Here is a 14391-nt window from a genome sequence, read left to right on the forward strand (position 1 = left end):
GGTCCCCTCCCTCGTAGGCGCTGTGACCGCTACTTGCCGAGCGTGCCCAGGTAGAGCTCCGTGACCTTCGGGTCGTTCAGCAGCTCGCGGCCGGATCCCGTGTAGGCGTCGCGGCCCTGATCGAGCACGTAGCCGCGGTCGCAGATCTGCAGGCAGCGGCGGGCGTTCTGCTCGACCATGATGCACGTCACGCCGGCGCGGTTGATCTCCGAGACGCGGATGAAGGCCTCGTCCTGCCGGACGGGGGACAGTCCCGCCGACGGCTCGTCGAGCAGCAGAACCTTCGGGTCCATCATCAGAGCGCGGCTCATCGCGACCATCTGCCGCTCGCCGCCCGAGAGCGATCCGGCACGCTGCTTGAGGCGCTTGCCGATCTCAGAGAAGATCCCCGTCACGAACTCGAGACGCTCCTTGTAGGCGCTGGGGCGCTGGTAGAGCCCCATCTGCAGGTTCTCCTCGATGGTGAGGCTCGGGAACACGTTGTTGGTCTGCGGGATGAACCCGACGCCGCGCGCCACGAGCTTGTTGGCGCGCAAGCCGGTGATGTCGTCGCCCTCGAGCGTGATCGTGCCGCTGCGGACGTGCACCTGCCCGAAGATCGCTTTCAGCAGCGTCGACTTGCCCGCACCGTTGGGGCCGATGATGCCGATCAGCTCGCCCTGGTGGGCGACGAGGCTGCAGCCGTTGAGGATGTTCACCCCGGGCAGATAGCCGGCGTGGACATCGTCGATGACGACGACGGGAGTGCCCGTCGCGGTGGGAGCGGTCATCTGCCGTCCTCCTCTTCCTCTTCTTCGGCCACGCCCTCGTCGACGAGCGCCGCGGCGTCCGCTGCGGCGGAGGCATCGGCATCCGTCGTCGGGTCGGCCTGGACGACATCGATGCGGCCCGTCACGACGCCCAGGTCGAGTTCCTGATGGGCGCCGAGGTACGCGTCGATGACCGCGGGATTCTTCATGACCGTGTCGGGGTCGCCCTCGGCGACGATCTTGCCTTCGGCCATGACGACGACCCAGTCGGCGATGTGGCGCACCATGTGCATGTCGTGCTCGACGAACAGGACGGTCATGCCGAGGTCTTTGAGGTCGAGGATGTGGTCGAGCAGCGACTGCGTGAGGGCAGGGTTGACGCCTGCCATCGGCTCGTCGAGCATGACGAGCGTCGGCTCGGTCATGAGCGAGCGGGCCATCTCGAGCAGCTTGCGCTGGCCTCCCGACAGGCTGGCGGCGAAGTCGTCGGCCTTGGCGTCGAGTTTGAACTTCTCGAGCAGCACCATCGCGCGGTCTTCGAACTCCGCATCCTGCGATCGCCACAGCGCGGGGATCAGGCTGCCCCAGAACTTCTCGCCGCGCTGGTTCTTCGCGCCGAGCTTCATGTTCTCCATCACCGTGAGCAGGCCGAGGGCCTTGGTGAGCTGGAAGGTCCGGACCAGGCCCATGCGCGCGACCTTGTAGGCGGGCACGCCCGAGAGCGATGTGCCGTCGAAGGTCCACGTCCCATGGTCGGGTCGGTCGAACCCGGTGAGCAGGTTGAACAGCGTCGTCTTGCCGGCGCCGTTCGGCCCGATCAGGGCCGTGATGGCGCCGCGCGGGATCTCCAGGTGGTCGACGTCCACCGCGTTGACGCCGCCGAACGAGCGGCGCACGTCGTCGGCGATGATGATCGGGTCGACCTTCGCGACGCCGGGGGCGGCGTCGCCGACATGGAGGCCGGTGGTCTTCGGGCGGACGACCGGCGCGCCCCCGGTCACCGGAGCGGTTTCACTTGACAAAGGTCAGCTCCTTCTTGTTGCCCAGGAGGCCCTGCGGCATGAAGATCACCAGCAGCATGAGCGCGACGCCCACGAGGATGAACCGGAGCGTGCCTGCCTGAATCTGCGAGAGGCCGAACAGCAGGCCGGCTTCGGCCATCGCCGGCAGGACGTTGGACAGGAACGTCTGCAGCGCCCAGAAGATCAGCGAACCGAGGATCGGGCCGAACACCGTTGCGGCACCGCCGAGCAGGAGCGCCGTCCAGACGAAGAACGTCAGCGACGTCACGTAGACGCCGGGGCTGACAGCCGAGGGCAGCGCGTACACGATGCCGCCCGCTGCCGCGAGGACACCGCCGAGCACGAGCGCCTGCATCTTGTAGGAGAAGACGTTCTTGCCGAGCGAACGGACGGCGTCCTCGTCTTCGCGGATGCCCTTCAGTGTGCGCCCCCACGGGCTGCGCATCAGCATCCACACGACGAGCACCGCGATCGCGACGGTGATGATGCCCGTGATGCGCACCCACCACCCGGTCTCGTTGTAGACCCAGGGGCCGAAACCGTACTCCCCGGGCGGGATCGGATTCGATGCCCGGAAGCTCTCGTGGTACCCGCTGAGCCCGTCGGCCGAGCCGGTGACGCTGTCGAACGCCGTCGTGAGGAACATCAGCCGGAGCACCTCCGCGGCTGCGATCGTCACGATGGCGAGGTAGTCGCCACGAAGGCGCAGAGTCGGGATGCCCAGGATCAGCGCGAAGATCGCCGCCGCGGCCAGGCCGATGAGCGCCCCGGCCCACCAGGGAAGGCCGAACGAGAGGATCGAGATCGCGTAGCCGTAGGCGCCCACCGCCATGAAGCCGGCGATGCCCATGTTGATCAGACCCGCGTAGCCGAAGTGCACGGCGAGGCCGAGGGCCGCCAGCGCGTAGCCGATCGTTGCGGGGCTGAGGATCGAGGAAAGGGTGTTGGAGAGAATCTGCAACCAGTTCATGCGCGTGCCTTAACCAATCCGCTCTCGTCTGCCCAAGATGCCCTGTGGTCGGAACAGCAGGATGACGATGAGGATGAACAGTGCGCTGGCGTACTTGAGGTCGGCCGGGATCCACAGGCTCGACACCTCCACCAGGATTCCGACGATGAGCGCGCCGATGAGCGCGCCGTAGGCGGTGCCGAGACCGCCGAGGACGACCGCGGCGAACATCAGCAGCAGGATCTGCGCGCCCATGTCCCACTTGATGCCGGGGCGGTAGTACGCGTACAGGATGCCGGCGAGGCCGGCGAGCCCGCCCGCGACGATCCACACGACGCGCACGACGTGGTCCACGTCGATGCCGGATGCGGCGGCCAGCGGCGCGTTGTCGGAGATGGCGCGGGTGGCCTTGCCCGTCCGCGAGCGGGTGAGCCACAGCGCGAATGCCACGATGACCACGATCGAGATGGCCAGCGAGACCAGGTCGATGACGCTCATCTGCACGGCGCCGAACAACGCGATCTTCGCCTCGGACGAACCCGGAAGCTGCAGCGTCCCGCCGCCGATGAAGAGCTGGAACGTGTAGCGCAGCGCGAGCGAGAGGCCGATGCTCACGATCATGAGCTGCACGACGCCGACTCGGCGCCGGCGCAGCGGTCGCCAGAGGATCACGTCGAGGAAGAGGCCGAAGAGTGCGCTGAGCACCACGGCGATCGGGTAGCCGAGCCACCACGGGAGCGCCACGGTCGCCGGTCCCACCAGCAGATAGGCGGCGATGGCGCCGAAGGTCACCATCTCGCCGTGCGCGAAGTTCGAGATGCCGGTCGTGCCGAACACGAGTGAGAGGCCGATCGCAGCGAGGGCCAGCATGAGTCCGAAGCTGATGCCTTGGATGACGCGCTGGACGAGCTGGTCGAAGAAGCCCGTGACGTTGCGCTCGCCCTCGCCGATGAAGAAGTTGACGCTGACGCGGCCGCCCTGGCCCACCTCGACCTCTTTGACGTTCGGGGTGTCGTCCTCGGCATCGACCACGGCGATGCCTTCGGGAAGCGTCTCCTCGTCGAGCGTGACGACGTAGGTCTCGCCGCGCTCGGGGACGTTCACGTGCCATTGGCCGTTCTCGTCGGTCTCGACCTCTTGCTCCCCGCCGGGGCCGTCGACGGTCAGGACGACGCCTTCGAGCGGCTCACCGTCGAGTTGGACGTTGCCGCTGATCCGATAGGGATCGCCTTCGTCCGCCAGTGCAGGCGTCGCGGTGGCGAACAGCCCCAGCAGGACGAGCAGCAGTCCGAAGAGGGCGGCGATCGGCCGCCTTCCAGACACATGTCTCGTGGTCACAGTCGTAGGACCCACAGAACCTCCAGTTCGCCGCCGACGAGCGCACCGATGTCCGGGTCGCATCGGCTGTGATGAACGACGGTACGAGCGTAATGTGTCGCGGGTGTTTCGCCTATCGCACCCTGTGGATACGTGACCCGATCGCAACGAGGGTGGGACCGCGTCTCAGGTGGCTGTGTTCGGGAATCATTTCCAGGTTCGCCGCCTTAGAATCGAGTACGGAGCGTCACGAGCGCACCGGCCGCCGCCGTCCACCCCCGAGCACGCGCGCGCCCGCGCGAGGAGACCCCCATGGAGCACAACGATCCCTTCGGCTTCGTCGGACTGACCTACGACGATGTGCTGCTGCTGCCCGGCCACACCGACGTGATCCCCAGCGAAGCCGACACCTCGTCCCGGGTGACGCGACGCATCACCGTCGCGACCCCGCTCATCTCGAGCGCGATGGACACGGTGACGGAGTCGCGCATGGCGATCGCGATCGCCCGCGAAGGCGGTCTCGGGATCATCCACCGCAACCTCGCGATCGAGGACCAGGCCTCGATGGTCGACCGCGTCAAGCGGAGCGAGTCGGGCATGATCACCGACCCGATCACGACCACCCCCGACGCCACGATCGAAGAGGTCGACTCGCTCTGCGCGCAGTACCGCATCTCGGGCCTTCCGGTCGTCGACGAGGAGAACCACCTCGTGGGCATCGTCACGAACCGCGACATGCGCTTCGTCTCGGGCTTCGAGCGTCAGACCACCAAGGTGCGCGACGTCATGACGACCGACGGGCTGGTCACCGGGCGCGTGGGCATCAGCGCCGGCGAGGTCATCGCGCTGTTCGCGCAGCACCGCGTCGAGAAGCTCCCGCTCATCGACGAGCACGGCAAGCTCGCGGGCCTCATCACCATCAAGGACTTCGACAAGAGTGAGAAGTACCCCCTCGCCACCAAGGACGAGCAGGGCCGCCTCCGCGTCGGTGCCGCCATCGGCTTCTTCGGCGACGCCTGGCAGCGCGCCGAGGCCCTCCGCGACGCCGGTGTCGACGTCATCGTCGTCGACACCGCCAACGGCCAGTCGCAGGGTGTCATCGACATCGTCCGCCGGATCAAGGCCGACGCGAGCTTCGACCACATCGACGTCATCGGCGGCAACGTCGCCACGCGGGAGGGCGCGCAGGCGCTCATCGACGCGGGCGTGGACGCCGTCAAGGTCGGCGTCGGCCCGGGCTCGATCTGCACCACCCGCGTCGTCGCCGGCGTCGGCGTCCCGCAGGTCACGGCCGTCTACGAGGCCTACCTGGCCGCGCGCGAAGCCGACATCCCGGTGATCGCCGACGGCGGACTGCAGTACTCGGGCGACATCGCCAAGGCGCTCGTCGCCGGCGCCGACACCGTCATGCTCGGCTCGCTCCTCGCCGGCACCGACGAGTCGCCGGGCGAGATCGTCTTCCAGGGCGGCAAGCAGTTCAAGCAGTACCGCGGCATGGGCTCGCTCGGTGCGATGCAGACCCGCGGCAAGAAGACGTCGTACTCGAAGGACCGCTACTTCCAGGCCGACGTCCCCACCGACGACAAGCTCATCCCCGAGGGCATCGAGGGCCAGGTCGCCTACCGCGGTCCGGTCTCGGCCGTCGCGTACCAGCTCGTCGGCGGCCTGCGTCAGTCGATGTTCTACGTCGGCGCCCGCACCATCGACGAACTCAAGGCCAAGGGCAAGTTCGTCCGCATCACCGCGGCCGGCCTCAAGGAGTCGCACCCGCACGACGTCCAGATCGTCGTCGAGGCCCCCAACTACAAGAAGTAACCCGCTTCAGAAACGGATGCCTCGGCCCCGCGCGCTGCGCAGGGCCGAGGCATCCGTCGTTTCCGCCGGACCGGCTCAGGGGAGGCGGAAGGGCTCGGCGGCCCGGAAACCGTCGTCGGTCGCGAGGGCGGCGAGGACCGAGCCCACAGCCGGCGTGAACTTGAAGCCGTGGCCGGAGAAGCCGGCGCCGACGACGATGCGGCCGCGCCGGTCGAGAAGGAAGTCCTGCGAGTGCGTAGACGTGTAGGTGCAGCTGATCGGCTCGGCCGAGTCCGGATCGAGGCCGGGGAACCACTCGGCGACGTACTCGCGCAGCTGCGCGGCCTGCGCGGCCACCGGGCGGAACGACCGGGCATCGGGGTCGACCACGGGCCCCACGAGGTGGAAGCCCACCTTGACGCCCTCGCCCGGCGTCGGCATGCCGTAGACGTTCGCGGGGTACCGCTCGGCCGGCAGGAGGTGGTTGAACGACGGCCACCGCGCATCCGGCGTGATCGGGGCGAAGTGGGCGGGGCTCTCCTCGGTCACGGTCAGCCGGGGGAGGGGGAAGGACGGGGGAAGGATGCCGCGGGTCCAGGCTCCGGAGGTCACCACCACGGTCTCGGCCAGGAGGTGATGGCGCTCCCCGCCGGCCTCGACCGTGAGTGCGACACCCTCCGCCCGCTCGTCGAGCGAGACCACGCGGTGCCCGAAGCGGACGTCGGCGCCGTGACCGCGGGCGCCGCGCTCGAGCGCCTCGAGCGCGGCGGACGCGCGCACCACGCCGGCGTCGGGCGTGAACAGCACGTCGCCGGTGAATCGCATTCCGCCCCAGCGCCGCGCCGCCTCGTGTGCGGCGAGCACCTCGGCGCGCTCGCCGCGGGCGATGAGCGCGCCGTGCACATCCGCGACGACGGCGTCGTCGCCGTGGGTCACGAGCCCGTGCAGGCGCAGCAGCGGTTCGCCGGTCGCGCGGGAGAGCTCGTCCCACTCGGCGCGGGCGAGGGTGAGCAGGTCGAGGTAATGGGCGGCGCCGTAGGCGTTGTTGAAGTTGCGGGTGGCGCCGTGCGAGGCGCCGCGGGTATGGCCCCGTTCGAACCGCTCGAGCGCGACCACGCGGTGGCCGCGACGCGCGAGCTGCCACGTCGTCGCGAGCCCCATGGCACCCGCGCCGACGACGACGTACGGAACATGCTCGGTCACGGGGCCTCCCAGGTCTCGGATGCCGAGGGGCGCGGCATCCGTCTCCGCCTCCATCAAATCGCACCGCGCACCGCTGCCGAGGGGCGGTCACGGAGTGTGACGGTCGCCGTAGCGAGTGGTGTCGCTACCCTGGCGCCATGATCAGGCAGCGGCGGCACGCTCTGGCGACGCAGCGCACCACTCGTCTCGAGGCGTTCACCGACGGGGTGTTCGCGATCGCGGCGACCCTGCTCGTGCTCGATCTCACGCAGCATTCGCTCGGCAAGATCGGCTCGGACGCCCAGATGTGGGCGGCGATCGGCGGTATGTACGAGCTGTTCCTCAACTTCGGGCTGAGCTTCGTGCTGCTGTGCCTGATGTGGATGGTGCACGTCCAGCAGTTCGAGCACCTCGCCCGCGTGGATTCGACGACGGTGTGGCTCAACAACGCGCGCCTGCTGTTCATCGTGCTCGTGCCGTTCGCGACGAACCTGACGACCGAGTACTCCGAGTGGCTCGCGGGCCGGCTCGCCATGCCCGTGACGTTCTTCCTGGCCATCCTGTTCAGCTGGCTGCAATGGGGGTGGGCGGTGCGGCAGCGCGAGTCGCTGATGCCCGATATGAGCCGAGCGGATGCCGTGGCCTACGGCCGCAGCTCGCTGAGCGCCCTCCTCATCTCGGCTGCGGTGGTGGTGCTGGCGCCGTGGGTCGGCTCGCTCGCGTTCCTGCTCTTCTTCCTCGACGGGCTGCTGACCCGCGTCCTGCGCGGCAAGGCCGGCTGAGCCCGCAGCCGGCGGCCGAGCCTGGCCCGCGTCGGGGGCCCGGCGTAGGGTCGGGGGCATGTGCCGGAACATCCACACGCTCCACAACTTCGAGCCCGCAGCCTCGTCCGCCGAGGTCCACGCCGCCGCGCTCCAGTACGTGCGCAAGATCGCAGGCACGACCAAGCCGTCGAAGGCGAACCAGGAGGCTTTCGACCACGCCGTGCACGAGATCGCGCACATCACGCAGCACCTGCTCGACGACCTCGTCGCAGTGACCCCGCCCAAGAACCGCGAGGTCGAGGCCGCCAAGGCGCGTGAGCGCGCGGTCCGCTCGGGCAGGTACGCCGCACCCGCCGCCTGAGCTCTGTCTCCGGGCGTTCGAGCGGAACGGGGTAGTCTGGTCGGCTCCCCATCGGACGAACCCGTCCTGCGGAGCAGACAGGGACAACCGTGGGGTACATCGACATCGCCGCCGTCTCGTATGCGCTGCCGGACGGCCGGCCGCTGCTCGACGAGGTCTCGTTCCGCGTGGGCGAGGGATCGACGACGGCGCTCATCGGCCAGAACGGCGCGGGCAAGACGACGCTGCTGCGGATCATCCGCGGGCAGACCCCGGCGCTCTCCGGAGTCGTGTCCATCGACGGCGGCCTCGGCGTCATGGACCAGTTCGTCGGCCACGGCGAGGCCGGGCAGACCGTCCACGACCTCCTCATCGCCGTCGCTCCCGACCGCGTGCGTCGCGCCGCGCGCGAGCTCGAGGACTCCGAGGCGGCGATCATCGAGCACGACGACCTCGAGACGCAGATGCGCTACGCCGGAGCGCTCGCGGACTACGCCGAAGCCGGCGGCTACGAGTACGAGACCGTCTGGGACACGTGCACGACGACGGCCCTCGGCATCCCGTTCGCCCGTGCACGGTTCCGCGAGCTCACCACGCTGTCGGGCGGCGAGCAGAAGCGGCTCGCGCTCGAGGCGCTGCTGCGCGGCCCCGACCAGGTGCTGCTGCTCGACGAGCCCGACAACTACCTCGATGTCCCCGGCAAGCGGTGGCTCGAGGAGCGCCTGCGCGAGACGCAGAAGACGGTGCTGCTGGTGTCGCACGACCGCGAGCTGCTGGCGCGCGCGGCGGACCGCATCGTGACCCTCGAAGCGGGCGGGGCGGGGAGCACGGCGTGGGTGCACGGCGGCGGCTTCGGCACCTATCACCGGGCACGGGAGGACCGGATGCTGCGCCTCGACGAGCTGCGCCGCCGCTGGGACGAGCAGCACGTCAAGCTCAAGGAGCTCGTGGCGACCCTCAAGGTCAAGGCCACGGCCAACGACACCTTCACCTCTCGGTACCGCGCCGCTCAGACGCGGCTGCGCAAGTTCGAGGAGGCGGGGCCCCCGCAGGAGCGCCCGAGGGAACAGGACCTCGATGTGCGCCTGCGCGGCGCACGCACCGGCCGGCGGGCAGTCGTCGCCGAGCAGCTCGAGCTCACGGGGCTCATGAAGCCGTTCGACCTCGAGGTCTGGTTCGGCGACCGGGTCGCGGTGCTCGGATCGAACGGCTCGGGCAAGTCGCACTTCCTTCGGCTGCTCGCCCGAGGCGGCACCGACCCCGACGGGCGCCTCGGGCACCTGACCACGACCGGGGCGGGACTGGATCCCGTGGCGCACACGGGGCGCGGGATCCTCGGCGCGCGCGTCGTTCCGGGATGGTTCGCGCAGACCCACCGCCACCCGGAGTTCGACGGCAAGACGCTGCTCGACATCCTCCATCGCGGCGAGGACGCCCGAGCCGGTCTGCCCCGGGAAGCCGCGAGCAGCGCGCTCGACCGGTACGGACTCGTCGCCCAGGCCGAGCAGACGTTCGACAGCCTGTCGGGCGGGCAGCAGGCGCGGTTCCAGATCCTGTTGCTCGAACTGTCCGGCGCGACGCTGCTGCTCCTCGACGAGCCGACCGACAACCTCGACCTCGTCTCGGCCGAGGCTCTGCAGGACGCGCTCGCCCGGTTCGAGGGCACCGTGCTCGCGGTCACGCACGACCGCTGGCTCGCGAAGTCCTTCGACCGGTTCCTCGTCTTCGGCTCCGACGGCCGCGTGTTCGAGTCGAACGAGCCGGTCTGGGACGAGACGCGGGTGGCCCGCACTCGCTGAGGCTGACGGGATCGCCGCCGCGACGGTGCGTCACGCCCCGCGGCCGTTCGCACCGGACTCGCGAAGCTGCGCTCGGTGACTCCTGGGGATAAGGACACCGGTCGGCGTCCTTATCCCCAGGAGTGCCGGCGCGCAGGAAGCTCATCGGGCTCGTGGCGGGCGGGGGCGGATGTCGCGCGAACTCCGGGGCGGCCGGCCGGGCGGAATCCGGCGCCGCGAGGCCCGCCGGGTAGGCTGGTCGCGTGAGCATGGACATCGAACTCGGCCGGGCCAAGCGGGCGCGTCGCGCCTACACGTTCGACGACATCGCGGTGGTGCCCTCGCGGCGCACGCGCAACCCCGAGGACGTCTCGACCACGTGGACGATCGACGCCTTCAGCTTCGACATCCCGGTGCTGGGCGCCCCGATGGACTCGGTCGTGAGCCCGCGCACGGCGATCATGCTGGGTCAGCTCGGCGGCCTGGGCGTCCTCGACCTCGAGGGCCTCTGGACCCGCTACGACGACCCCGAGCCGCTGCTCGCCGAGATCGCCGGCCTCGAGAAGGCCGCCGCGACCCGCCGCATGCAGGAGCTCTACGCCGAGCCGATCAAGCCGGAGCTCGTGCGCGATCGCCTCGCCGAGATCCGCGCCGGCGGCGTGACGGTCGCGGGTTCCCTGACCCCGCAGCGCACTCAGGAGCTCTACGAGACGGTCGTGGCCGCCGGGGTCGACCTCTTCGTGATCCGCGGCACCACGGTTTCGGCCGAGCACGTCTCGAGCGTCGACCAGCCGCTGAACCTCAAGAAGTTCATCTACGACCTCGACGTCCCCGTCATCGTCGGCGGCGCCTCGACGTATACCGCCGCCCTGCACCTCATGCGAACGGGAGCAGCCGGCGTGCTCGTCGGCTTCGGCGGGGGAGCCGCGTCCACCACGCGCGCGACCCTGGGCCTGCACGCCCCGATGGCGACCGCGGTCGCCGACGTCGCCGGCGCGCGCCGCGACTACCTGGACGAGTCGGGCGGCCGCTACGTGCACGTCATCGCGGACGGCGGCGTGGGCACGTCGGGCGACATCGTCAAGGCGATCGCGATGGGCGCCGACGCCGTCATGCTCGGCGTGGCGCTCGCGCGCGCGACGGACGCCCCGGGCCGGGGCTTCCACTGGGGGCCCGAGGCGCACCACGCCAAGCTGCCCCGCGGTCGCCGCGTGAAGGTCGACCAGGTCGCCTCGCTCGAGGAGATCCTCTACGGCCCCGCTCCGGTCGCCGACGGCACCGCGAACCTCGTCGGTGCCCTGCGCAAGTCGATGGCCACGACCGGGTACTCCGATCTCAAGGAGTTCCAGCGGGTCGAGGTCGTCGTCGCGCCGTACGCCGCGGGATGACGGGTGCCATGACCGACCCCGACCCGACGGGAGCGGCTGACCTCGCGCCCGAGGCCTTCCCGCCGACCCTGCGCGAGGTGATGCTGCGCCCGCGATGGATCGGGATGCTGCTGCTCTGCCTCGTGGTCGCGGGCGTGTTCGCGTGGCTCGGGCAATGGCAGCTGGGCCGTGCCGTGCAGACGAATCCGGTGCCCCCGGGGGCGACCGAGCAGGTGCAGCCTCTGGCCGACGTCGCTCTGCCGGGCGAGTACCTCCCGGAGCCGCTCGTCGGCCAGCGCGTCGAGACGCGCGGCACGTGGGTCCCCGAGGACTTCATCGTCGTCGAGTCGCGCTACAACGACGGCGTCGAGGGCTACTGGGTGACCGGGCAGCTGCGCATCGACCCCGACGTGAGCGCGACGGTGGGCCCGACCTCGGTCGCCGTGGCGCTCGGGTGGGCCGCCACCGAGGAGGACGCGCGCGCGGCCATCGACGAGCTCGAGGGCGCAGCATCCGTGTCCGAAACCGTCGAGGTGACCGGGCGTCTGATCTCGGACGAAGGGCCGGTGCTCCCGCCCCGCGGCGAAGACCCGCAGACGCTGACCCGCATGTCGCCGGCCGCGCTGCTCGGGCAGTGGCACGACATCGACGCCCTCTTCGTGTACCGCCCGTACATCGCCTCCGTCGATCCCGTCGCCGGGCTCGACGCGATCTCGTCGCCCGCGCCGGTCGAGGGCTCGGGCATCAACTGGCTCAACATCTTCTACGCCGTCGAGTGGGCCGTGTTCGCCGGCTTCGCCTTCTACCTCTGGTACCGCCTCGCGAAGGATGCGTGGGAGAAGGAGGTCGAGGACTTCGAGGACGAGGCCGCAGAACCCCGCGGGTAGACTGGGGTCATGCCCCGCGCCCCGAAGCTCGCTTCCTTTCCGGCGATCCGCGGAGCCCTGAAGTTCTACCAGATCTGCTCGATCATCACGGGCACGATGCTGCTGCTGCTCGTCGCCGAGATGATCATCAAGTACGTCGTCGGCTACGAGCTGTTCCTCGGTGGTTCCGGCGGGTTCCTGTGGTTCGCCCCTGTCGTCGAGACGGCCTCGGGCCTCGAGTCGACCGGTGACGGGTTCAACCTGTCCCTCGGCATCCTCGTCGCCCACGGCTGGTTCTACGTCGTCTACCTGATCTCGTGCTTCCGCGTGTGGAGCCTCATGCGCTGGAACCTCCTGCGCCTGGGCATGCTCGCCGCCGGCGGTATCGTGCCCCTCCTGTCGTTCTTCATGGAGGCGCGCGTCGGCCGCGACGTCAAGACCTACCTGGCCGAGCGTGAGGCAGCCGAACTGCACTCGCAGGCCGCGCACTCGACCCTCACCCACGCGATCCCTACGGAGAACAAGCGTTGACCCAGCAGACCGAGACCTCTCAGCGTCCCGTCCTCGTCGTCGACTTCGGCGCACAGTATGCGCAGCTGATCGCGCGCCGCGTCCGCGAGGCCGGCGTGTACAGCGAGATCGTGCCGCACACCGCGTCCGCCGCTGACATCGCGGCGAAGAACCCGGTCGGCATCATCCTCTCGGGCGGTCCGTCGTCGGTCTACGAAGAGGGTGCGCCGGCGCTCGACGCCGGCGTGTTCGACCTCGGCGTGCCGACGCTCGGCATCTGCTACGGCTTCCAGGTCATGGCTCAGGCGCTCGGGGGCGAGGTGGCCAACACCGGACTCCGCGAGTACGGAGCGACGGATGCCGCGGTCACGGGCGACGGCGGCGTGCTGCTGGGTGGTCAGCCGGCCCGGCAGAACGTCTGGATGAGCCACGGCGACCAGGTCTCGCGCGCTCCCGAGGGCTTCGATGTGCTCGCGTCGACCGGCGCCACCCCGGTCGCGGCGTTCGGCAGCGACGAGCGCCGCTTCTACGGCGTGCAGTGGCACCCCGAGGTCAAGCACTCCGACCACGGTCAGAACGTCATCGAGAACTTCCTGCACAAGGCGGCGGGTCTTCCCGCCGACTGGAACAGCGGCAACGTCATCGCCGAGCAAGTCGCGAAGATCCAGGCGCAGGTCGGCTCCGGCCGCGTCATCTGCGGGCTGTCGGGCGGCGTCGATTCCGCTGTGGCCGCGGCCCTCGTGCACAAGGCCGTCGGCGACCAGCTCGTCTGCATCTTCGTCGACCACGGACTCCTCCGCAAGGACGAGCGCGAGCAGGTCGAGCAGGACTACGTCGCCTCGACAGGTGTGCGCCTCGTGACCGTCGACGCACGCGAGCAGTTCCTGAACGCACTGGCCGGCGTCAGCGATCCCGAGCAGAAGCGCAAGATCATCGGACGCGAGTTCATCCGCACCTTCGAGCAGGCCGAGGCCGCGCTCGTCGCGGAGGCCGAGGCCGACGGCGAGCCCATCCGCTTCCTCGTGCAGGGCACGCTCTACCCCGACGTCGTCGAGTCGGGCGGCGGCACCGGCACCGCGAACATCAAGTCGCACCACAACGTGGGCGGCCTCCCCGAAGACCTGCAGTTCGAGCTCGTGGAGCCGCTGCGCACCCTGTTCAAGGACGAGGTGCGCGCGATCGGCCGCGAGCTCGGGCTGCCGGAGGTCATCGTCGGCCGCCAGCCGTTTCCGGGCCCCGGCCTCGGCATCCGGATCGTGGGTGAGGTCACCGCTGACCGTCTCGAGATTCTGCGCGATGCCGACGCCATCGCCCGCGAAGAACTGACGAAGGCCGGCCTCGACGGCGAGATCTGGCAGTGCCCGGTCGTGCTGCTGGCCGACGTGCGCTCGGTGGGCGTGCAGGGCGACGGCCGCACCTACGGGCACCCCATCGTGCTGCGTCCCGTCTCCAGCGAAGACGCGATGACCGCCGACTGGACGCGCCTGCCCTACGACGTGCTGTCGAAGATCTCGAACCGCATCACCAACGAGGTGCGCGACGTCAATCGCGTCGTCCTCGACGTCACCTCGAAGCCGCCGGGGACCATCGAGTGGGAGTGATCGTCTGACGGATGCCTCGAACCGACCGGTTCGAGGCATCCGTCGCTTGCGGGCGTGTGGGGAAGGATGGACGGGTGACGGATGCTGCAGACACGCTGCCCGAGGCTGACTACGTGCTGCTGGGCAGCCGGGTGGCATTGGGGCTCGACGGC

The 14391-nt window shown here is 69.8% G+C and carries 13 protein-coding genes; 8 read left to right on the plus strand and 5 right to left on the minus strand.

What is annotated here, in order from left to right; all coding sequences use genetic code 11:
• Positions 1–29: 29 nt before the first annotated feature.
• The 4 genes from AC3A46_RS13335 to AC3A46_RS13350 are packed head-to-tail and all read right to left on the minus strand — an operon-like array spanning position 30 to position 4058.
• On the minus strand, positions 30–770 hold the full coding sequence (locus AC3A46_RS13335) for an ABC transporter ATP-binding protein (RefSeq protein WP_056371140.1): 741 nt from the start codon (positions 768–770) through the stop codon (positions 30–32).
• Entirely contained in the window at positions 767–1771 is a 1005-nt protein-coding gene (locus AC3A46_RS13340; RefSeq protein ID WP_487665617.1) for an ABC transporter ATP-binding protein, read from the minus strand. The genes AC3A46_RS13335 and AC3A46_RS13340 overlap by 4 nt, the downstream gene beginning before the upstream one ends.
• On the minus strand, positions 1761–2741 hold the full coding sequence (locus tag AC3A46_RS13345) for a branched-chain amino acid ABC transporter permease (protein WP_056371135.1): 981 nt from the start codon (positions 2739–2741) through the stop codon (positions 1761–1763). Before AC3A46_RS13345 ends, AC3A46_RS13340 begins: the two co-directional genes overlap by 11 nt.
• A gap of 9 nt (positions 2742–2750) precedes the next feature.
• Positions 2751–4058 (minus strand): branched-chain amino acid ABC transporter permease, encoded by a 1308-nt coding sequence (locus tag AC3A46_RS13350; RefSeq protein ID WP_487665618.1) that lies wholly within the window; start codon positions 4056–4058, stop codon positions 2751–2753.
• 291 nt (positions 4059–4349) lie between these two features.
• Between AC3A46_RS13350 and guaB the strand changes: the two genes are divergently transcribed.
• The gene (gene guaB / locus AC3A46_RS13355) at positions 4350–5852 is read left to right on the plus strand and encodes an IMP dehydrogenase (protein ID WP_487665619.1); all 1503 of its coding nucleotides are present in this window, start codon (positions 4350–4352) and stop codon (positions 5850–5852) included.
• A 75-nt stretch (positions 5853–5927) separates the two neighbouring features.
• Here guaB and AC3A46_RS13360 read toward each other — a convergent pair whose 3' ends face one another.
• On the minus strand, positions 5928–7034 hold the full coding sequence (locus AC3A46_RS13360; protein WP_487665620.1) for an FAD-dependent oxidoreductase: 1107 nt from the start codon (positions 7032–7034) through the stop codon (positions 5928–5930).
• Between the two features lie 137 nt (positions 7035–7171).
• On the opposite strand from AC3A46_RS13360, the gene AC3A46_RS13365 reads away from it, so the two are divergent.
• From AC3A46_RS13365 to guaA, 7 genes are all read left to right on the plus strand, one after another.
• Entirely contained in the window at positions 7172–7795 is a 624-nt protein-coding gene (locus AC3A46_RS13365; protein ID WP_487665621.1) for a TMEM175 family protein, read from the plus strand.
• A 58-nt stretch (positions 7796–7853) separates the two neighbouring features.
• Complete coding sequence (locus AC3A46_RS13370) at positions 7854–8138, plus strand: DUF2277 domain-containing protein (RefSeq protein ID WP_487665622.1); 285 nt, start codon at positions 7854–7856, stop codon at positions 8136–8138.
• Between the two features lie 89 nt (positions 8139–8227).
• Positions 8228–9916: an ABC-F family ATP-binding cassette domain-containing protein gene (locus tag AC3A46_RS13375; RefSeq protein WP_487665623.1), complete on the plus strand. Its 1689-nt coding sequence runs from the start codon at positions 8228–8230 to the stop codon at positions 9914–9916.
• 248 nt (positions 9917–10164) lie between these two features.
• Positions 10165–11283: a GuaB3 family IMP dehydrogenase-related protein gene (locus AC3A46_RS13380; RefSeq protein ID WP_487665628.1), complete on the plus strand. Its 1119-nt coding sequence runs from the start codon at positions 10165–10167 to the stop codon at positions 11281–11283.
• Between the two features lie 80 nt (positions 11284–11363).
• Entirely contained in the window at positions 11364–12149 is a 786-nt protein-coding gene (locus tag AC3A46_RS13385; protein ID WP_487665629.1) for an SURF1 family protein, read from the plus strand.
• A gap of 9 nt (positions 12150–12158) precedes the next feature.
• Positions 12159–12659 carry a DUF3817 domain-containing protein gene (locus AC3A46_RS13390; RefSeq protein WP_487665624.1) on the plus strand — a complete coding sequence of 167 codons (501 nt, stop codon included), beginning with the start codon at positions 12159–12161 and terminating at the stop codon, positions 12657–12659.
• Positions 12656–14239, plus strand: a complete 1584-nt coding sequence (gene guaA, locus AC3A46_RS13395; RefSeq protein WP_487665625.1) for a glutamine-hydrolyzing GMP synthase — start codon at positions 12656–12658, stop codon at positions 14237–14239. The genes AC3A46_RS13390 and guaA overlap by 4 nt, the downstream gene beginning before the upstream one ends.
• The last annotated feature ends 152 nt before the right edge of the window (positions 14240–14391 follow it).

The organism is Microbacterium sp. Soil_C_42, assembly GCF_057656735.1.

What these genes read in the sequence shown, in the direction of transcription:
- AC3A46_RS13335 (WP_056371140.1), bottom strand. Translation starts at nt 770, where the DNA reads ATGACCGCTCCCACCGCGACGGGCACTCCCGTCGTCGTCATCGACGAT.
- AC3A46_RS13345 (WP_056371135.1), bottom strand. Translation starts at nt 2,741, where the DNA reads ATGAACTGGTTGCAGATTCTCTCCAACACCCTTTCCTCGATCCTCAGC.
- guaB (WP_487665619.1), top strand. Translation starts at nt 4,350, where the DNA reads ATGGAGCACAACGATCCCTTCGGCTTCGTCGGACTGACCTACGACGAT.
- AC3A46_RS13365 (WP_487665621.1), top strand. Translation starts at nt 7,172, where the DNA reads ATGATCAGGCAGCGGCGGCACGCTCTGGCGACGCAGCGCACCACTCGT.
- AC3A46_RS13370 (WP_487665622.1), top strand. Translation starts at nt 7,854, where the DNA reads ATGTGCCGGAACATCCACACGCTCCACAACTTCGAGCCCGCAGCCTCG.
- AC3A46_RS13380 (WP_487665628.1), top strand. Translation starts at nt 10,165, where the DNA reads ATGGACATCGAACTCGGCCGGGCCAAGCGGGCGCGTCGCGCCTACACG.
- AC3A46_RS13385 (WP_487665629.1), top strand. Translation starts at nt 11,364, where the DNA reads ATGCTGCGCCCGCGATGGATCGGGATGCTGCTGCTCTGCCTCGTGGTC.
- AC3A46_RS13390 (WP_487665624.1), top strand. Translation starts at nt 12,159, where the DNA reads ATGCCCCGCGCCCCGAAGCTCGCTTCCTTTCCGGCGATCCGCGGAGCC.